The organism is Vibrio sp. 1CM24A (assembly GCF_023161725.1).
Classification (GTDB): Bacteria; Pseudomonadota; Gammaproteobacteria; order Enterobacterales; family Vibrionaceae; genus Vibrio; species Vibrio coralliirubri.
The window spans coordinates 18,241-36,658 of sequence record NZ_JALNTS010000018.1 but is presented as its reverse complement, the minus strand read 5'-3'; the positions used below and the strand labels follow the sequence as shown (position 1 = coordinate 36,658).

Sequence of the window (18,418 nt, the reverse complement as noted above, 5' to 3'; positions counted from 1 at the left end):
GGTGTAGCTCCAATTGGCAGAGCAGCGGATTCCAAATCCGCGTGTTGGGAGTTCGAATCTCTCCACCCCTGCCATATACGAAGCCTCAGCAGAAATGCTGGGGCTTTTTTGCATCTGTTGCTTCTACGAAGCAATGTTGGGATAACTAGGCGTTCCCCTAGCTCGCCAGCCCGGTCTAATCTCTCCTTCCGTCCATATTTAAGGCTCTAGACTGCGCGTCCCGGCAGAACTTTTTGCTTTATACTTGTTCGATTTTTAGTCGGTAATGCCTACCTTTACTAAAACCTAGCCTTAAAAGTGTAAGTGCTTACTTATCTCAGCCTCTTTTATAAACAGCCAACAGCACAAACCACGCTTCTTTATGAGAATTATTCTCAATATTTTGTTACATTTTGGTCGTTATTACTAAAAGGCAACAAATATGGATATTTCCCGTCGCAAGTTTATTCAATCATCTCTCGCTATATCTGCACTCACTGTACTGCCTGCTTGCTCTATGAAACGGGCGGTTGATGAACAAGGAAAGTATGTTTATGACCTAACGGCAGAGCCTTCAACCGCTGAACTCGTGACGGGGTTTGAGACTAATGTTCTAGGCTTTAATGGTCAGATTCCAGCACCAACGATTCGATGTCGACAGGGTGAAAAGGTTACGATCCGCTTTACGAATAAGCTATCAGAGCCGACGACAATTCATTGGCATGGTTTAAGAATTCCCATCGAAATGGATGGGGTTCCCTTCTTAAGTCAGCCACCGATCATGCCAGGTGAAACATTCATTTATGAGTTTACCCCGCCAGATGCTGGTACGTTTTGGTATCACCCACATATGAACAGTGTTAAACAGCTTGGTATGGGCTTGGTTGGTCTAATTATCGTTGAGGAGAGCATACCAGTACAGTTTGATGAAGAACACGCACTGATGCTTAAGCATTGGCATATAGATAAGAAAGGCCAATGGAAAGATCTAATGATCCCACGGCTCAGTGCCCTTATGGGTACGCCAGGAGAGTGGAGTAGCGTTAATGGAATACATGAGCCTGTCTATGAGTTAAAACAACATGCAACGACCAGGCTGCGTATCGCTAATGTCGATAATACGATCACTTACCCTATTGCTGTTGAAGGGGCTGAGGCATGGGTGATTGCCATTGATGGTAACCCTGTAAAAACGCCTTATAAACTGACTCAACATAAAATTGGCCCAGGGATGCGGGTGGATATCGGATTGGTAGCACCCAAAGCCGGTGGGCGAGTGATCGTCCTTCAAATGAAAGGACGCTTTCCTTTCTCTTTGTGTGAGTTCGAGGTTGTAGATTCAACCCTTGTTGAGAATCGCTTTTTACCTTCTTTACCCCTTAATCCTGTCCCCAACTTAGATTTGGTTAATGCAGAAGAAATTGACTTTTTATTTGAATGGGAAGGGGCGGTTTCTCCAGTATCCAAAGATGGAAAATCTATGCCTAAGTTTTGGCTAACTAATAAACGAGTATGGGAGGGGATGAGCAAGGATAATATCCCTGAACCTTTGGCGACTTTAGATCTGGGAAAAACCTATATATTCGATCTTAAGAACGTCACTCAATATCATCACCCGATTCATATTCACGGCCATACATTCACTGTATTGGAACTTGATGGGAAGAAAGTTGAAGAGCCTTTCCATACCGATACAGTGTTACTTGGAAAAAACGGCCGAGCTAAAGCCGCATTTGTTGCAGACAACCCTGGCCGCTGGATGTATCACTGTCATGTTATCGAACACATGAAAACGGGTTTGATGGGATATATTGAAGTTAAGTGACACCTGTAACGTTTAATATTTGCGCATGCATTCTTAGTTTCTACCCTCGCTTTTATCGGCGTTAAAGCTAGAATATAGGGATTATTGTTTGGGAGGATTCATGGGTCAGTTATCTATTCTAGGTTTTATCGCCATCGGTGGCGCGTTTGGTGCTTGTTCACGTTACTTGATTTCAGAGTTATGCGTTGTGATGTTGGGGCGTGGTTTTCCTTACGGTACGCTGACCGTTAACGTAATTGGCTCTTTGATTATGGGATTGCTCATCGCCGCGTTTGAAAATGAGATGGTTGCGACGGAGCCGTGGAGACAAATTATCGGTCTTGGTTTCCTTGGGGCCCTGACGACATTTTCTACATTTTCGATGGATAACGTGCTTCTTATGCAGCAGGGTGCATTTTTCAAGATGGGGCTCAATGTACTGCTCAATGTGGTGCTCAGTATTTCAGCCGCATGGATCGGCTTCCAACTTCTGATAAAGTCTTAAAACTTTCTTACGATTTGTTAACAACTCGGCTTGGTTTATCCAAGCCGTTTTTATATACTCGATCATACTTGTCGGAGTGCCATATGGCTGAGACCGTTAACTCGGGATCCGTTGAACCTGATCAGGCTAATACCTGCGAAGGGAACAAGAGTAGATATCTAACTAGAATCCTTCTAGAGATCTATCTCTAGCTCACAACTGCATTTTCTTGCTGTGATCCCTCTTGTAGCATCTTATCCGTCAAGCATTTTTATCCCTATAAATAATGGCTAAAAGCCAAGGAAAAATGCTATGTCGAGTCGTAAACAAGCAAGACTGGAAGCGAAGAATTTCATTGATTCTTTATCCGTACAACCTTATCCAAATTCAAAAAAAGCTTATATCCAAGGATCTCGCGAGGACATTCAAGTCCCTGTACGAGAAATATCACTAGCAGATAGCCTTGTTGGTGGTACCAAAAAAGAGCCTGTATTCGAACCTAATGCACCAATTCATGTATACGACACTTCTGGTGTTTATACTGACCCTACGCACGAAATTGACCTTTACAGTGGCCTTCCTAAGTTACGAGAGCAATGGATTGAAGAGCGTGGTGATACAGAACTATTAGACGATGTAAGCTCTGTTTATACCAAAGAGCGTTTAGAAGATGAAACTCTAGACGACCTTCGTTACGGTAATCTGCCTAGAATTCGTCGCGCGCCTGGCGATCAATGTGTTACTCAGCTGCACTATGCTCGTCAGGGAATTATTACTCCTGAGATGGAGTACATTGCGATACGTGAGAACATGGGACGTCAGAAATTTGCTGATGAGCAGTTGAACCACCAACACCCTGGCCATAACTTTGGCGCAAATCTGCCGAAAGAAATCACCCCTGAGTTCGTGCGTAAAGAAGTCGCTGAAGGCCGAGCTATCATCCCGTCGAACATTAACCACCCTGAATCCGAGCCGATGATTATTGGCCGAAACTTCTTAGTGAAAGTGAACGCCAATATCGGTAACTCTTCAGTAAGTTCTTCGATTGAAGAAGAAGTTGAGAAGTTAGTATGGTCAACTCGCTGGGGTGGAGATACCGTGATGGACCTTTCTACCGGTCGTAATATTCACGAGACTCGCGAATGGATCCTACGTAATAGCCCAGTACCAATTGGTACGGTTCCTATGTATCAAGCGCTTGAAAAAGTGAATGGTGTTGCGGAAGACCTTAACTGGGAAGTGATGCGCGATACCTTGATTGAACAAGCAGAGCAGGGTGTTGATTACTTTACTATCCACGCAGGCTTATTGCTTCGCTACGTTCCTATGACCGCTAAACGTGTGACTGGTATTGTGTCTCGTGGCGGTTCTATCATCGCGAAATGGTGTCTGGCTCATCACCAAGAAAGCTTCCTTTATACCCACTTCCGTGAGATCTGTGAGATTTGTGCGAAGTACGATGTCGCTCTGTCATTAGGGGACGGCCTACGTCCTGGTTCGATTGCTGATGCGAATGATGAAGCTCAATTCTCCGAATTACGTACTTTGGGTGAGTTGACTAAGGTTGCTTGGGAATACGACGTGCAAGTGATCATTGAAGGTCCTGGACATGTGCCAATGCACTTAATTAAAGAGAACATGGACGAGCAGTTAGAGCACTGCCATGAAGCACCTTTCTATACACTAGGTCCATTGACTACCGATATTGCCCCTGGTTATGACCACATTACCTCTGGAATTGGCGCGGCTATGATTGGTTGGTACGGCTGTGCGATGCTCTGTTATGTAACTCCTAAAGAGCATCTAGGCTTACCAAACAAAGAAGATGTGAAGACTGGCCTGATTACTTACAAGCTGGCTGCACACGCTGCAGACTTGGCTAAAGGACATCCGGGTGCACAAATCCGAGATAACGCGTTATCAAAGGCACGTTTTGAATTCCGTTGGGAAGACCAATTCAACCTAGCTCTTGATCCTGAAACTGCGCGTTCTTTCCATGATGAAACCTTACCGCAAGAGTCAGGCAAGGTTGCTCACTTCTGCTCAATGTGTGGTCCTAAATTCTGCTCAATGAAGATCTCTCAAGAAGTTCGAGAGTATGCGAAGGACACCGAACAAGTGGCAGCTGATCAGGCTATCGAGATTAAGATGCTAGATAACCCGTTGGAAGGGATGCGTCAGAAATCTCAAGAGTTTCGTGATACTGGCTCTGAACTTTATCACCCTGCAGTAGGCGCAAAAGAAGCTCAATTAGAGGAATAATGACAGTGAAGATTCTTATCCCATCTCAAAATATTGAGTTAACGGGAGAGGTGCAAAGCTGTCTATTGGTTGCTAAGCGACAAGGTTTGGCAACCGATGCAGTTGAGTTGGGTGTAAGCCCAACTCAATGCTTCTCTATCGTTGATGCTCAGCAGGCGTTATCTATTGGTTTTGCTCATGATGTTGATTCATTGGCGGAGTGTCGCTCAAGCGAGCTTGATCATATCGTTGATTACAGTCATTCAGTGGCGCTAGCTGATGTCCGCGATGCCTTGGCACAAACTCCGAATACCATCTATATCGGTGTCTTAGATGACTCAGCAGTATTGGATATCTGGTCACAGCTAGATGCTAATCGTGCTATCAAGAGTGAAACTCCAGCTCATCAAGAGTTAGATAGTGGTGGTCATTTTGCTTGGTTAGTTACTTTGTTGGCGTTGGAATTCCCATTAGAAGACGCACTGGTTTTGGCTTGCGCAGCATCTAATGTTTCACGTGGAACATGGCCAGCAAACTATCAAAACTTTCCTATTCCCGTTCTCGAAGATGAGCGACTGGATATTAGTGTTGGTTGGGCGCACCAAGGAACATCACTTTCGTTCCCTGAACTGAGTAAGAGTAGCCTAGGACTATACCCAGTGGTTGATGATGTTGAGTGGATCGAAAGGCTACTCGAGCTTGGAATCAACACAGTTCAACTGCGTATTAAGAACCCGGAGCAAGTAGATTTAGAACAACAAATCGAACGTTCTATCGAACTTGGTAGAGAGCACAACGCTCAGGTTTTTATCAATGACTATTGGCAATTGGCACTCAAGCATGATGCTTTTGGTGTTCATTTGGGACAAGAGGACATCGAAGAATCCAACCTATCTCAACTGAGCCAAGCTGGTATTAAGATCGGTCTATCGACTCATGGCTATTACGAGTTGCTACGTATTGTGCAAATCAACCCAAGCTATATTGCGCTCGGGCATATATTCCCAACCACCACTAAGCAGATGCCATCAAAGCCTCAAGGGCTTGTGCGTTTATCTCTCTATCAGCAGCTGATTGATACTATCCCATACACAGAAGAACTGACTGGTTACCCGACGGTTGCGATTGGTGGAATTGACCAATCGACGGCAGCCCAGGTTTGGAATTGTGGGGTATCGAGCCTTGCTGTTGTACGTGCGATTACGTTAGCCGAAGACCCAAAACAAGTGATTGAGTTCTTTGAAGCATTAATGGCTGACAGTTCTACAAGTGCTGTAAAAGAGGTAACTCGGGAGCTTAGTCATGCTGAGTGATTTCGAATTCATTCGTTATCAACGACAAATCGCACTTCCTGAAGTGGGTGAGCAAGGGCAACGCAATCTATTAGATAGCCATGTGTTGGTTATCGGTTGTGGTGGCTTAGGTAATGCAGCAGTTCTCTATCTTGCGGCTTCCGGTGTCGGGAAAATCGTATTGGTTGATGATGACTGTGTGGACTCGTCCAACCTGCAACGACAAGTAGCGTTCAAGGAACGTCAGTTAGGTTCACCTAAGGTCGAAGCTCTTAAGCAACAACTGAGTGAGCTTAATGGTCTAAGCCAAGTAAGAACCATCAATAAGAGAATGACTCAAAGCCAACTTGAGCTTGAGGTGATGCTCGCTGATTTGGTGTTGGATTGTACTGACAACTTTGAGTCGCGCCAGCAGGTTAACCAAGCATGTTTTGGCAGCAGTACGCCTTTGATTTCTGGTTCTGCGATCGGCTGGAAAGGTCAGTTTATTGTCTTTGATTATCAGAAGCAGAAAGGGTGCTATCACTGTTTATTCCCGTTCAGTCACCATCCGCAAACGACACGTTGTAGCGATAGCGGCATCATCGGCCCAGTCGTTGGCACCATAGGCAACCTCCAAGCACTGGCTGCGATTCAACGTATTAGCACTGGTGAGTTCCAAGTTGCAACACATCAGCTCAAACTGTTTGATGGTCAGACGATGAACTGGCAAAACTTAAGTGTCACTCAAGATAGTGAATGCCCCGTTTGCTGCACATCTACAGTTAACTATTTAGAAGAAGAAACCCAATGAGCAACATAACGATCTCTATCAATGAGCAGCCAGAACAGGTTGCACAATCGTCGTCTCTAGCGGATATCATCCAAGCGCTTTCACTACCCGATCTGGGTTGTGTCTTTGCTATCAATAATGCGGTTGTCCCGCGTAGTCAGTGGCAACAAACGGTTGTCAATGAAGGCGATGCTATTTCTCTTTTCCAAGCCATTGCAGGAGGCTAACCATGTTAACTATCGCAGATAAAACGTTTCAATCTCGACTCTTCACCGGAACGGGTAAGTTCGCGAACAAGCACTTGATGGCGAGTGCTATTGAAGCTTCCGGGTCTCAACTTGCAACCATGGCGTTGAAGAGGGTTGATATTCGCTCTGAGCAAGATGATATTTTACAGCCCATCATTGATGCTGGCGTGAACTTACTACCAAATACCTCTGGGGCTAAGAACGCGAAGGATGCCATCTTTGCTGCGCACTTGGCTCGCGAAGCGCTAGGCACAAATTGGCTCAAACTGGAAATTCACCCAGATCCAAAGTATTTGATGCCAGACCCAATTGAGACATTAAAAGCGGCTGAGCAACTGGTTAAAGATGGCTTTGTTGTGTTGCCTTACTGCCATGCCGACCCAGTGTTGTGTAAACGCTTAGAAGAGGTCGGTTGTGCTGCGGTTATGCCGTTAGGTGCGCCGATTGGATCGAACAAAGGTATCGCTTCGGCAGACTTCTTAGAGATCATTATCGACCAAGCGAATGTCCCTGTGATTGTTGACGCCGGTATCGGTGCGCCTTCTCATGCTGCTCGTGCAATGGAAATGGGCGCAGATGCCGTGTTAGTTAATACTGCGATTGCGGCTTCTCAACAGCCTGTTGATATGGCGATTGCTTTTAAACTGGCAGTTGAAGCTGGCCGTATGGCTTACCTTTCTGGTCTCGCTGGTCAGGTGTCTCACGCGGTTGCTTCTAGTCCGCTAACTTCATTTCTAGACGAGTAGTGTCCCTATGACGTTTGTTGATCGATTTAAACAGCTCAACTGGGATGACATTGGTATGTCTATCTTCAGCAAAACGGCGGCGGATGTTGAGCGCGCTCTGAGTAAGCCAAAACGCGACTTGGAAGACTTTAAGGCTCTTATCTCTCCGGCAGCTGAACCTTACTTAGAGCAGATGGCGCAACAATCGTTGGCACTAACACGCAAGCGATTCGGCAATACAATGTCGTTGTATATTCCATTGTACCTCTCAAACTTATGTGCGAATGCGTGCACGTATTGTGGTTTCTCAATGGAGAACCGCATTAAGCGTCGCACACTTACTTTGGATGAAATCGATGCTGAAAGTGCAGCTATCAAAAAGATGAAGTTTGATAGTGTACTGTTGGTGACTGGTGAGCATGAAACCAAGGTCGGGATGAAGTACTTCCGTGAAGTGCTGCCGAATATTAAGGCACAATTTAACTATCTTGCGATGGAAGTGCAGCCGCTTGATCAAGATGACTACGCAGAGCTTAAAACTCTTGGCTTAGATGCAGTGATGGTTTACCAAGAAACGTATAGCCCAAGTACCTACGCGGAACACCACTTGCGTGGCAATAAAATGGATTTTGAATACCGGCTTGAAACGCCCGATCGTTTGGCAAAAGCGGGTATTGATAAGATAGGTATTGGCGCTTTGATTGGCTTGGAAGATTGGCGTACTGACTGCTTCTTCGTGGCCGCTCACTTAGACTATCTTGAGCGTACCTATTGGCAAACACGTTACTCGATTTCATTCCCACGTCTTCGTCCGTGTGAGGGTGGTTTGCAGCCTAAATCGATTATGAGTGATAAACAGTTGGTTCAACTTATCTGTGCGTATCGCTTATTAAACCCTGAGGTTGAATTGTCTCTCTCGACTCGTGAGTCTGCAGCTTTCCGCGACAATGTGTTGCCATTGGGAATTACCAGTATGTCGGCTGCGTCTAAAACCCAGCCTGGTGGTTATGCTTCTGATGAAGAAGAACTCGAGCAATTTGAAATAAGTGATGAGCGAAGTGCTGCTGATGTTGAGTCAATGATTCGTCAACGTGGTTTTGATCCTGTGTGGCGAGACTGGCACAGTGCTTACTCTGGTTAGCGAACACATAGATTGATGTTCCACGTGAAACATCGACGAAGTTAAATCGACAAATAAAAACGGCTACCCTAAGGTAGCCGTTTTTCATTTCATTAAATTTGAATTAGCGAAACATTAAGCGTGCTCAAGTGGAGTGGTTGATTGGCGTAACCATTCCAATGTATCACCTTCAACTAATGGGCTAACGTCGTTCCAAACTTTCTGATGGTAGTCGTTCAGCCATGCCAGTTCAGGTCGAGTTAGCAAATCAACATTGATGTTGCGCTTATCGATAGGGCAACGTGTTAGAGACTCAAACGTTAGTACTGAGAAGTCACCTTGAGTAGGCAGTTCAACCACCAGTTCTAGGTTTTCGATACGGATACCAAATTCATCTGCACGGTAGTAACCCGGCTCGTTTGATAACACCATGCCTTCAACAAGAGGTACATCGATTAGCTTCTTAGAGATGCTTTGCGGACCTTCATGAACACTTAGGAAATGACCAACACCGTGACCAGTGCCGTGGTCGTAGTCGAAGCCTTCTGCCCATAAATGCTGACGAGCTAGGATATCAAGTTGGAAACCACGAGTACCCTGTGGGAAACGTGCACGCGCGATACCGATGTGACCTTTAAGCGCTAGCGTGAACTGCTGGATCATTTCGTCGCTTGGCTGGCCAATCGCGATAGTACGAGTGATGTCGGTTGTGCCGTCTAGGTACTGACCGCCTGAATCGACTAGGTAAAGAGTATTCATCTCTAACTGACCTGGTTCAGGTTGGTTCTCGTGGTTGTAGTGACACATAGCAGCGTTGCCGCCTGCTGCTGAAATTGTGTCAAAACTTAGGTCCATCAGCGTTGGGTCTTGTTCGCGGAATGATTGAACTTTGTCTGCTAGCACAGCTTCATTGTGCAGATTACCTTGCGCGACTTCTGCATCAATCCAAGATAGGAACTTCGCCATCGCCACACCATCACGAATGTGACACGCTTTCATGCCGGCAATTTCAGTTTCATTCTTTGCTGCCTTTGGCATTAGGCATGGGTCTGCTGCTTCAATGATATGAGCACCAGAGTTTTGTAGAACCAGCGTGTACCAAGCGTTACTGGTACCTGAATCGACAGATACATTTTTGCCTTCCAAAGATTGAAGGCGTGCTTCAAGCTCTGATGGGTGAGATACACGAATACCATTGCCAACGTGTGCTTCAAAGCCAGCCGGGATGCGTGCTGGGTCTAGGAAGAAATCGACGCTTTCATCGGCGTGAATGATCGCGTTGGATAACACAACAGGTAGGCGAGATACGTCCAAGCCACGAATGTTAAGCAACCAACATATTGAGTCAAGCTCGGTCAGGATAGCGGCGTCCGCACCTTTTGCTTTTAGTAAGCCAGCAATCTCAGCGCGCTTACTCTCGCTTGACTGACCAACGGCGTCGGTCGCCATTAGACGAACATCAGACACGACAGGCTCAGGGCGATCAGACCAAAGCTCATCAATTGGATTAGAAGAGAGTGTCGTTAGCTCAACTTTCTCTGCTAGTTTTGCTTGTGCGCCTTTCAACCAAGCAGCAGTGTGCATGCGTGGGTCGAATGCAACCTTGCTGCCTTGTGCTAGAGAACTGGTGATCCAATCTAAAGCCGGCTCTTCAATAAGGTGGCGATACTCAAATAACTCTGCTGGTACCTGCTTACGGACCTGAACCGTGTAGCGGCCATCAACAAAAATAGCAGCGTTCTCACGAGTGATAACCGCCGCACCAGCAGAGCCAGTGAAACCTGTTAACCAGTGAAGTCGCTCGTTATGAGCTGGAACGTATTCACCTAGATATTCGTCTTCATGTGGAATGATAACGGCATCTAGGTTGTTTGTTTCAAGCCAAGCTCGAACCGCAGCAACGCGTTCAGCAGTGATATTGTGCATCTGTGTTTATCCTTATTGTTAGGGTCCTTGTTAACACTCACAGTAGATATACATATGAGGGGACTTATTAGGTCAATAAGCTAGCGCTTTTGTTCGTTTGCTGCAAACGCTGTACGCCATTTTTATCTAAGATGCAGAGTTTTTTCTTTGATGATATCTCGCAACCAAGTTAGCGCTGGGTCATTTTCTCTATCACGGTGCCAAAATAGAGTGTATGCCATCGGCGGGAATTCCATTGGCAAAGGGACAACCACTAAGTCGAGTTGTTTGGCGACAAGGTAAGTAAAGTGGCTTGGTGCGGTAAAGACAAAGTCGGTGTAGGTACACAGGCTAGCGGCGCTATTGAAGTCCGGTACTGAGATTGCGATATCACGTTGATGCCCAAGGTCGGCAAGTTTGTAATCGAGCAGCCAACGGTCGTTACCATCGCATCTTACTTGTACATGACGCTGGGCGAGGTAGGTTTCTAGATCCCATTTGCCACTCAGAGCAGGGTGGTTGCGTCTTAACACACACATTTGTGCATCGCGATAGATCTCTTGTTCGCAGATATCGTCTGGCGGCAGCATGGTTAAACGTGCATCGTTAATGTCGATGTCTTTGCCGGTGAGTCCAATATCTAATTCACCAAGCTGTAGCTTCTTGAAGGTTTGTTCGGTCCACGCGTGGGTGTTGATATTGACCTTGGGTGCTTGTCGAAATATTGCTGGTAAGAAGTGTGGAAGAATCAGTGGGTAAACACTCTCAACGGCAGCGATGTGAAAGCTGTGGTCGCTGTTATTGGGAATGAATGTCTCAGGCTGAGTAAGCACATCAAGTTGGTTGATCAACGTTTCTAAGCGAGGCTTAAGGAAAACCGCTTTCGGTGTTGGCCGCAGGCCATGCGCACTTCGCGTGAAAAGAGGGTCATTAAATTGTTCGCGAAGCTTGGCTAATGACTTACTCACAGCCGATTGGCTCAGGCACAATCGATGTGCGGTGCGCGTGACGCTTAGCTCTTCCATCAGCACTTGTAAGCAAACCAGTAGGTTTAAGTCGAGGCGTGATAGTTTCTCAATATTCATGTGAGTTTCCTATTTGGAATAATGCTAATGAGTATATGCCATTTTTGTTCATATCTTTAGTTGGTTATTATGCACCTAAATTAACTCATTCGGAGAATCTTGTGCCTTCTAACGCGCTTCCAACCCCTAGTAAACTGCAGGTTGCTTTATTGGCAATGCTGGTTCTATTTAGCCCTTTGGCTATAGATATTTATCTTCCAGCTCTGCCACAAATTTCAACAGCGTTTCACGTGGAACATGCACTAGCACAAGATACGATTACCTGGTTTTTATTCGCTATGGGTGTCGGGCAATTATTTGCTGGCCCTTTGGCTGATAAGTTAGGACGTCGAACCGTTGCATTGGGAGGTGTTAGTATCTATGCATTGAGTGCTTGCTTGGCGTGGGCAGCTCAATCGATTGATATGATGCTAATGGCTCGGCTGCTACAAGGCTTAGGAGCTTGTGCGACTTCTGTAGCAGCCTTTGCAACGGTTCGCGATCTATTTGGCCCAGAGAAGAGTGGCCGTATGATCAGCTACCTTAATGGTGCAATCTGTTTTATTCCTGCTTTGGCACCCATTCTTGGCGCTTGGTTAACTCATCAATTTGGTTGGCGTTCGAACTTTAGCTTTATGGCAGGCTTCGCTGTCGTTGTTGGCACTATCCTATTTTTCCAAATGAAAGAGTCTAACCCTGCGACAGAAAAGGTTGCGGTGTTCAAGCTTGAGCGATACTGGTCCGTATTGAAAACACCATCATTCCTTTTCCACGCAACCTTGTGTCTGATGGCGATGGCAGTGATTCTCGCTTATGTCACCTCTGCACCGGTTGTGTTGATGGAAAACCTAGGCCTGACCATGAAAGAGTTTACTTTCTGGTTTGGTGTTAATGCGGCCATCAACATTGCAGCTGCGTTTACTGCACCTAAATTTATGGACCGCTTTGGTACCTATAAAGCACTGGTCGTTGGTATCTCAACGCTGGGTTTAGCGGGCGTGATTATGTTAGTGCTTGCAGAACACGCTAGCCCAATTGCATTCATGCTGCCAATCTTCTTGTCTTCAGTGGGTTTTGCTTGGATTCTCGGTGCTGCTGCTGGTAAGGCTCTTGAACCTTTCGGTGACCGTGCGGGCACAGCTGCTGCACTGCTTGGCTTGTTCCAAATGAGTGGCTCAGGGCTGCTTGTTGGTACCATGCAACGCCTTGATTTAACGTCTCAAGTGATGATTGCGCTGCAAATGTTCCTTATTGTTCCTGCGTTGTTAGTGCTTGCGAGCAAAGCAGGCAAGTCGTGGCACACGACGTTTGCTAAGGCGTAAGTCTCAAGGGTGACAAAATATACAAATGGCGGTTTGCGAAACGTTAAAACATGGTATATTTGTCACTCATTGAAACGTTAGTCCCCAACGGAAAATACTGTAATGTCATTAACAACCTACGAAATGGCGCGCGTCTTAGAACAAATGGAAGATGCACCTGAAAAGGTCATGTTTGGTAAACTGCTTAAAGAGCTAGGCAACCAAAGTGAAGAGCGTATTCGCAGTGCGGCAAAACAAGTTCCAATCGATACTTTACGAGACATCATTTACCAATTTCAGCGTGTGGTAGAGTCTCGTAAGGGTGAGCAGGTTCAGCTACTAGCAAAAGAGCTAGCTGAGCAAGGTATCTCTGCTGAAGAGCTACAAGCTTTTCTGAATAAGTAGTTTATCCCAGTTAAAAAGAAACCACTCAATTGAGTGGTTTTTTGCGTTTTGGGGTATATCAATTTAGTGCGAATGAAAGTTCGTTCTAACCTCTAAACTGCGCTTTCAAAATTCTATCAAGTGAGAATGGCCCGGCGCCCCACACGACAACGATAAGAATCATTAATCCCCACAACTGATGATCATAGAAGCCTTGCGCCCATAACACTGGGTAAGACACAACCGCAATGATATTGAACACGAACAGCACCGCTGCCATAGGTCGTGTTAATAGACCAAGCGCTAAGAATACCGGCAGAATCAATTCAGCTGCGGTGCCCATGTAGGCGGCTAACTCCCAAGGTAGCAATGGTACTTGGTATTCCAACTCAAACAAGTAAAGGGTGCTATCCCAAGTCGCTATCTTGGTCAGGCCAGAATTAAAGAATACCCACGCCACCCATAGGCGACAAAATAGCAGTAGCACCGGAACAAAGAGTGCTTGTGATTTCTCAATCAAACTGTCGTATTGAGCCATCATGTTCGTGACTGTGTTGTTATCCATATTATGTCTCCAATTCGGCATTGATTGAAAAGCCTGAGATGACGTTAAGCGCCATGACAGCATTCAGATGTTGTAGTAGTAAAGGGTCTATCGCTGAGAGCGTTTGATCCGATTGCAATTCGGTTAATAGCTGATGGCATTGTTCATTCAAGTGATGACTCTCAATCTGAGAGTTCTCGGCTCGAATTAACACTCCAAACTCAGGTTGGTTGATGTCTAACCCATCGAGTTGTTGCTGATAGATAGCGTGTTCAAGCGCGATAATCGTGTAGCTAGAATTAATGAGCGTTATTGAATCTTTGAGATGAAAGACTAAAGCGCCTTGTTGCTCTGGTGGCACATCAGCTAAACCAGCCAGAGGATGTTGGTCGACGTGTGATTCTGAAACGCATCTCACCAAGCTATCTTTTTTCCATTCATACAAAGCCACTTCACAGAGGTAAGGTGCAGCCTCAATAACCGCAGGAAAGGCTTGGATGGTTTGTTCAAAGTGTTCACCGTAACCACTGACATCACCAGAGGTTGATGGATAACTTAAGACATGTTGACGAGCCATTTGTTGGAAGCACTCTTCACCAACTAACATCTCGGTGAGTGGGTAGGTTGCAGCGAGTACCTCATTCAAGCTAATCACAAAGTTATTGCGATAAATCTGGATGCGCTGTTCATCAGTAAAATGGTCGCTCACTATGTCGCAGTGTTCACCACTGTTTTGGTAGCGTAGGGCGTTAGCAAATTCCGATTGAACTTTTGCTAGGGAGTGGCTCATGATGCGCGACTCCTTTGAATGAACTTGTCGTGTTGATACAAGATGTCACTGGCTTTGGTTGCTTCAGCCAATAAAACTTGTGGCTCTGGGATATCTAGATCCCACTCTATCAAGGTATGGCGCGAACCGTGTTGCTGTATCCATTGGGTGTAAAGCTGCCACACTTCATCACAGACAGGTTTACTGTGGGTGTCTATCCAGATCTCACCTTGTTCGAGTTTTTTCTTCGTGAAACCTGCCAAGTGAATCTCTTCCACTTTGTCTGCCGGTATTCCACTTAGATACTCTTCACAGCTGAAGCCATGATTAAAAGATGAGACAAAAATATTATTGAAATCGAGCAGTAGGCGACACTCGGTGCGCTTCTGTACCTCGGCTAAAAATTCCCATTCTGGGATGGTTGAATGCTTGAAGGCAAGGTAGCTCGATGGGTTCTCAATCAGCATAGGGCGTTGCAGGCTGTCTTGCACCTCGATGACATTGCGACAAAAGACCTCTAGCGCTTCTTCGGTATAAGGCAGCGGTAACAAGTCATTGAAGTAATGACCACCTGTCTGACTCCAGCTGAGATGATCAGAAACCAAGAAGGGTTCGATATCATCAATGAGCTCTTTTAATTGCACAAGATGATGTTGATTGATGCGCTCAACAGAACCTAGCGACAACCCAACACCGTGACAACTGATGTTGTGTGCGTGACGAATTTCTCTGAGTTGTTGGCGTTGCGGTGATTGAGCTAAGAAGTAGTTCTCGCTGTGAACTTCTAACCAACTTACTAAGGCTGGATTTTGGCTAAAGAAGTCCAAGTGCGGTGTTCTAAGGCCAACCCCTGTGTGGGGGTGAAGAGTTTCAGTCACAACGATTCTCCTAATAAGAAGTGGAGGTGAGCTGAGTGTCAGCTCACCATACTAAGCAGCTCAATTATGATGATTGAGTGTTACCACCTGATAATTTGCCACATAGCCCTTTAGGTACGACTACGAATGCATCGGATTGGTTGTCTTCTTTTGCTGTACCCGCACATGAGCTTGTTTTGGTTGCACAATCATTTTGGCCAGCTTTTGCCACGCCGTAGCATTTTTCTTTTGCTGCTGCTTCCGCAGGTGCTGATGTAAGAACTGCACCGCCGAACGCTAGTACACTTGTGATTGCAGCTGTAACAGCAAGATTAGAATTTTTCATAGTCATTCCCTCTAGGACTTAATAGTATTTTGATATCGCAGGTTAATGGATTGTTAACTTGCTTACTAAAAAGGATAGGAACAACCGAGAAATAATTTCACGGCATTATAAAAAATATCAATATATATGATGTTTTATATTTTAAGTTATTGAATTTATGATGTTAATTTTTGATTGTTTTTTCTTCTTATTATCCTAAACGCAGCCTAGTGTTTAGGTTATAATCAACTTTTATGTATAAATACCCAGTAGTGAGCATATCCAATGATAGATCCTTCGCTTTTACTCGATGGCCTAAACGATAAACAACGTGAGGCGGTCGCGGCACCTTTAGAAAACCTACTTATTCTGGCAGGTGCTGGCAGTGGTAAAACGCGAGTGTTGGTGCATCGTATCGCTTGGCTGCAAAGTGTAGAGCAAGCATCACCGTTCTCTATTATGTCAGTTACCTTCACTAACAAAGCGGCAGCAGAAATGCGTGGTCGTATTGAAGAGTTGATGATGGGTAGTTCGTCAGGCATGTGGAACGGCACCTTCCACGGTATTTGTCACCGCATCCTTCGTGCTCACTACCTAGATGCAAAACTGCCAGAAGATTTCCAGATCATAGATTCTGATGATCAGATTCGTTTGCTACGTCGCTTAATCAAGGCGCAAAATCTTGATGAAAAGCAGTGGCCTGCCAAGCAAGCTTCTTGGTGGATCAATGGCAAGAAAGACGAGGGGTTACGCCCAAGTCACATTGACGCCTACCATGATCCAATAACTCAAACGTGGTTAAAGATTTATTCTGCTTACCAAGAAGCATGTGACCGTGCTGGTTTGGTCGACTTTGCGGAAATCTTGCTGAGATCGCATGAACTATTACGCGATAAGAAACACATCCGAGAGCACTACCAAGCTCGCTTTAAGCATATCCTTGTCGACGAATTCCAAGATACCAACAACATCCAATATGCTTGGCTGCGTATGATGGCAGGCCCAGATTGTCGCGTGATGATCGTAGGCGATGATGACCAATCTATCTATGGCTGGCGTGGTGCGAAGATCGAAAATATTCAGAAGTTCTTGGATGAATTCCCAGGTGCTTCGACGGTTCGACTTGAACAAAACTATCGTTCAACCAAAACCATTCTGCAGGCGTCGAACGAGCTTATCTCGAACAACACCGAACGTATGGGTAAAGAGCTGTGGACCGATGGCAACGATGGCGAGCCAATCTCTGTGTACTCGGCTTATAACGAGTTAGATGAAGCGCGTTTCACTGTTAGCAAAATCAAAGAGTGGCAGGAGAAAGGCGGCGCGCTAGAAGATACCGCAATGCTTTATCGTAATAACGCCCAATCTCGAGTTCTTGAAGAAGCTTTGATTCAAGGTGGTCTACCTTACCGAATCTACGGCGGTATGCGATTCTTCGAGCGTCAAGAAATCAGAGATGCCTTGAGCTACATGCGCTTAATGAGCAACCGCAGTAATGATGCGGCATTTGAACGTGTGGTTAATACGCCAACGCGTGGCTTGGGCGATAAAACGTTAGAAACGATTCGTCTTGCCGCTCGTGATCGTGGTGCAACCATGTGGGAAGCCAGTGTTGCTTTGATAGAAGAGCAAGTGCTACCCGGTCGTGCTGCGGGTGCATTGAGTCGCTTTATCGAGCTGATTAATGCGCTTGAAGATGACACGTTGGAACTTAGCCTGCATGAACAAACTGACCACGTGATTAAATCGTCGGGTCTGTTTGCGATGTACGAGCAAGAGAAGGGTGAGAAGTCGAAGGCACGTATTGAGAACTTGGAAGAATTGGTAACGGCAACACGTCAGTTTGAAAAGCCAGAAGAAGCGGATGAAATGAGTATGCTTACTGCTTTCTTGACTCATGCAGCGTTAGAGGCGGGTGAAGGTCAGGCTGATGAGTTTGATGACGCGGTTCAATTAATGACTTTGCACAGTGCCAAAGGCCTAGAGTTTCCTATGGTATTCATGGTTGGCGTTGAAGAGGGCATGTTCCCAAGCCAGATGTCTGCTGAAGAAGCGGGGCGTTTGGAAGAAGAACGTCGTCTGTGTTACGTCGGCATGACCCGTGCGATGGAGAAGCTCTACATCACTTACGCAGAGATGCGTCGTTTGTACGGGCAAGACAAGTACCACAAACCGTCACGCTTTATTCGTGAGCTACCAGAGACCTGTCTGGATGAAGTACGTATGAAGGCGCAAGTGAGCCGTCCTGCAAGCAGCGGTCGCTTTAGCCAAACCGCCGTGAAAGAGAATTTCAATGAAACGGGCTTTAGCTTGGGCTCGCGCGTTAAGCACCCTAAGTTTGGTGAAGGTACCATCATCAACTTCGAGGGAAGTGGCCCGCAGAGCCGAGTTCAAGTCGCGTTTAACGGTGAAGGCATCAAGTGGTTAGTGACGGCTTACGCGCGTTTAGAACAGTTGTAATCCGCTACTTCAGCATTTAGAAAGCCGTTTGGTTTTTAAAAACCGTTCAGCATTTAAAAGTAATCCGCATTAAAAACAGAAAGAGCAGCCAATGGCTGCTCTTTTTTATAGCTCGGAACCAGTCTAAATAGGTTGAATCGAGCT

Annotated in this window: 17 protein-coding genes and 1 riboswitch; of the genes, 11 read left to right on the top strand and 6 right to left on the bottom strand. The window is 45.8% G+C overall.

From position 1 onward, the window contains the following. Nucleotides 1-421 precede the first annotated feature (421 nt). The 8 genes from MSG38_RS23785 to thiH all read left to right on the top strand — a co-directional run bounded on the left by MSG38_RS23785 (nt 422) and on the right by thiH (nt 8,686). Complete coding sequence (locus MSG38_RS23785; protein ID WP_248402782.1) at nt 422-1,804, top strand: multicopper oxidase family protein; 1,383 nt, start codon at nt 422-424, stop codon at nt 1,802-1,804. 100 nt (nt 1,805-1,904) lie between these two features. Next, nucleotides 1,905-2,288 (top strand): fluoride efflux transporter CrcB, encoded by a 384-nt coding sequence (crcB, locus tag MSG38_RS23780; protein WP_004736665.1) that lies wholly within the window; start codon nt 1,905-1,907, stop codon nt 2,286-2,288. 62 nt (nt 2,289-2,350) lie between these two features. Next, nucleotides 2,351-2,449, top strand: a riboswitch (TPP riboswitch). A gap of 130 nt (nt 2,450-2,579) precedes the next feature. Further along, on the top strand, nt 2,580-4,529 hold the full coding sequence (gene thiC, locus MSG38_RS23775) for a phosphomethylpyrimidine synthase ThiC (RefSeq protein WP_248402781.1): 1,950 nt from the start codon (nt 2,580-2,582) through the stop codon (nt 4,527-4,529). Beyond that, a complete protein-coding gene (locus MSG38_RS23770) occupies nt 4,529-5,821 on the top strand; it encodes a thiamine phosphate synthase (protein WP_248402780.1) in 1,293 nt (430 codons plus the stop codon). Before thiC ends, MSG38_RS23770 begins: the two co-directional genes overlap by 1 nt. Continuing rightward, entirely contained in the window at nt 5,811-6,593 is a 783-nt protein-coding gene (locus MSG38_RS23765) for a HesA/MoeB/ThiF family protein (RefSeq protein ID WP_248402779.1), read from the top strand. Before MSG38_RS23770 ends, MSG38_RS23765 begins: the two co-directional genes overlap by 11 nt. Next, nucleotides 6,590-6,799, top strand: coding sequence for a sulfur carrier protein ThiS (thiS, locus tag MSG38_RS23760; RefSeq protein WP_048610390.1), 210 nt, complete (start codon nt 6,590-6,592; stop codon nt 6,797-6,799). Before MSG38_RS23765 ends, thiS begins: the two co-directional genes overlap by 4 nt. Nucleotides 6,800-6,801: 2 nt before the next feature. Further along, nucleotides 6,802-7,566, top strand: coding sequence for a thiazole synthase (locus MSG38_RS23755; protein WP_017067772.1), 765 nt, complete (start codon nt 6,802-6,804; stop codon nt 7,564-7,566). Between the two features lie 7 nt (nt 7,567-7,573). Beyond that, on the top strand, nt 7,574-8,686 hold the full coding sequence (gene thiH / locus MSG38_RS23750; protein WP_017061318.1) for a 2-iminoacetate synthase ThiH: 1,113 nt from the start codon (nt 7,574-7,576) through the stop codon (nt 8,684-8,686). A gap of 114 nt (nt 8,687-8,800) precedes the next feature. On the opposite strand, the gene MSG38_RS23745 is transcribed toward thiH, so the two are convergent. Both MSG38_RS23745 and MSG38_RS23740 read right to left on the bottom strand, forming a co-directional pair. After that, nucleotides 8,801-10,591 carry an aminopeptidase P family protein gene (locus MSG38_RS23745; protein ID WP_248402778.1) on the bottom strand — a complete coding sequence of 597 codons (1,791 nt, stop codon included), beginning with the start codon at nt 10,589-10,591 and terminating at the stop codon, nt 8,801-8,803. A 122-nt stretch (nt 10,592-10,713) separates the two neighbouring features. Further along, the gene (locus MSG38_RS23740; RefSeq protein ID WP_012605070.1) at nt 10,714-11,655 is read right to left on the bottom strand and encodes a LysR family transcriptional regulator; all 942 of its coding nucleotides are present in this window, start codon (nt 11,653-11,655) and stop codon (nt 10,714-10,716) included. Nucleotides 11,656-11,756: 101 nt separating this feature from the next. Between MSG38_RS23740 and MSG38_RS23735 the strand changes: the two genes are divergently transcribed. Next, complete coding sequence (locus tag MSG38_RS23735) at nt 11,757-12,956, top strand: multidrug effflux MFS transporter (RefSeq protein WP_041473010.1); 1,200 nt, start codon at nt 11,757-11,759, stop codon at nt 12,954-12,956. 102 nt (nt 12,957-13,058) lie between these two features. Next, on the top strand, nt 13,059-13,340 hold the full coding sequence (locus tag MSG38_RS23730; protein WP_009848181.1) for a hypothetical protein: 282 nt from the start codon (nt 13,059-13,061) through the stop codon (nt 13,338-13,340). Nucleotides 13,341-13,425: 85 nt separating this feature from the next. Here the strand turns inward: MSG38_RS23730 and MSG38_RS23725 are convergent, their stop codons facing one another. The 4 genes from MSG38_RS23725 to MSG38_RS23710 form a co-directional block, all read right to left on the bottom strand. Further along, entirely contained in the window at nt 13,426-13,884 is a 459-nt protein-coding gene (locus MSG38_RS23725) for a DoxX family protein (RefSeq protein WP_009848182.1), read from the bottom strand. A 1-nt stretch (nt 13,885) separates the two neighbouring features. Further along, a complete protein-coding gene (locus MSG38_RS23720) occupies nt 13,886-14,653 on the bottom strand; it encodes a DNA-binding domain-containing protein (protein ID WP_248402777.1) in 768 nt (255 codons plus the stop codon). Next, nucleotides 14,650-15,510, bottom strand: coding sequence for a DUF692 domain-containing protein (locus MSG38_RS23715; RefSeq protein ID WP_248402776.1), 861 nt, complete (start codon nt 15,508-15,510; stop codon nt 14,650-14,652). The genes MSG38_RS23720 and MSG38_RS23715 overlap by 4 nt, the downstream gene beginning before the upstream one ends. Nucleotides 15,511-15,574: 64 nt before the next feature. Next, nucleotides 15,575-15,835 carry a DUF2282 domain-containing protein gene (locus MSG38_RS23710; protein ID WP_004736650.1) on the bottom strand — a complete coding sequence of 87 codons (261 nt, stop codon included), beginning with the start codon at nt 15,833-15,835 and terminating at the stop codon, nt 15,575-15,577. 264 nt (nt 15,836-16,099) lie between these two features. On the opposite strand from MSG38_RS23710, the gene uvrD reads away from it, so the two are divergent. After that, the gene (uvrD, locus tag MSG38_RS23705; protein ID WP_017061325.1) at nt 16,100-18,274 is read left to right on the top strand and encodes a DNA helicase II; all 2,175 of its coding nucleotides are present in this window, start codon (nt 16,100-16,102) and stop codon (nt 18,272-18,274) included. Nucleotides 18,275-18,418 lie beyond the last annotated feature (144 nt).

What these genes read in the sequence shown, in the direction of transcription:
- MSG38_RS23785 (WP_248402782.1), top strand. Translation starts at nt 422, where the DNA reads ATGGATATTTCCCGTCGCAAGTTTATTCAATCATCTCTCGCTATATCT.
- crcB (WP_004736665.1), top strand. Translation starts at nt 1,905, where the DNA reads ATGGGTCAGTTATCTATTCTAGGTTTTATCGCCATCGGTGGCGCGTTT.
- thiC (WP_248402781.1), top strand. Translation starts at nt 2,580, where the DNA reads ATGTCGAGTCGTAAACAAGCAAGACTGGAAGCGAAGAATTTCATTGAT.
- MSG38_RS23770 (WP_248402780.1), top strand. Translation starts at nt 4,529, where the DNA reads ATGACAGTGAAGATTCTTATCCCATCTCAAAATATTGAGTTAACGGGA.
- MSG38_RS23765 (WP_248402779.1), top strand. Translation starts at nt 5,811, where the DNA reads ATGCTGAGTGATTTCGAATTCATTCGTTATCAACGACAAATCGCACTT.
- thiS (WP_048610390.1), top strand. Translation starts at nt 6,590, where the DNA reads ATGAGCAACATAACGATCTCTATCAATGAGCAGCCAGAACAGGTTGCA.
- MSG38_RS23755 (WP_017067772.1), top strand. Translation starts at nt 6,802, where the DNA reads ATGTTAACTATCGCAGATAAAACGTTTCAATCTCGACTCTTCACCGGA.
- thiH (WP_017061318.1), top strand. Translation starts at nt 7,574, where the DNA reads ATGACGTTTGTTGATCGATTTAAACAGCTCAACTGGGATGACATTGGT.
- MSG38_RS23745 (WP_248402778.1), bottom strand. Translation starts at nt 10,591, where the DNA reads ATGCACAATATCACTGCTGAACGCGTTGCTGCGGTTCGAGCTTGGCTT.
- MSG38_RS23740 (WP_012605070.1), bottom strand. Translation starts at nt 11,655, where the DNA reads ATGAATATTGAGAAACTATCACGCCTCGACTTAAACCTACTGGTTTGC.
- MSG38_RS23730 (WP_009848181.1), top strand. Translation starts at nt 13,059, where the DNA reads ATGTCATTAACAACCTACGAAATGGCGCGCGTCTTAGAACAAATGGAA.
- MSG38_RS23725 (WP_009848182.1), bottom strand. Translation starts at nt 13,884, where the DNA reads ATGGATAACAACACAGTCACGAACATGATGGCTCAATACGACAGTTTG.
- MSG38_RS23720 (WP_248402777.1), bottom strand. Translation starts at nt 14,653, where the DNA reads ATGAGCCACTCCCTAGCAAAAGTTCAATCGGAATTTGCTAACGCCCTA.
- MSG38_RS23710 (WP_004736650.1), bottom strand. Translation starts at nt 15,835, where the DNA reads ATGAAAAATTCTAATCTTGCTGTTACAGCTGCAATCACAAGTGTACTA.
- uvrD (WP_017061325.1), top strand. Translation starts at nt 16,100, where the DNA reads ATGATAGATCCTTCGCTTTTACTCGATGGCCTAAACGATAAACAACGT.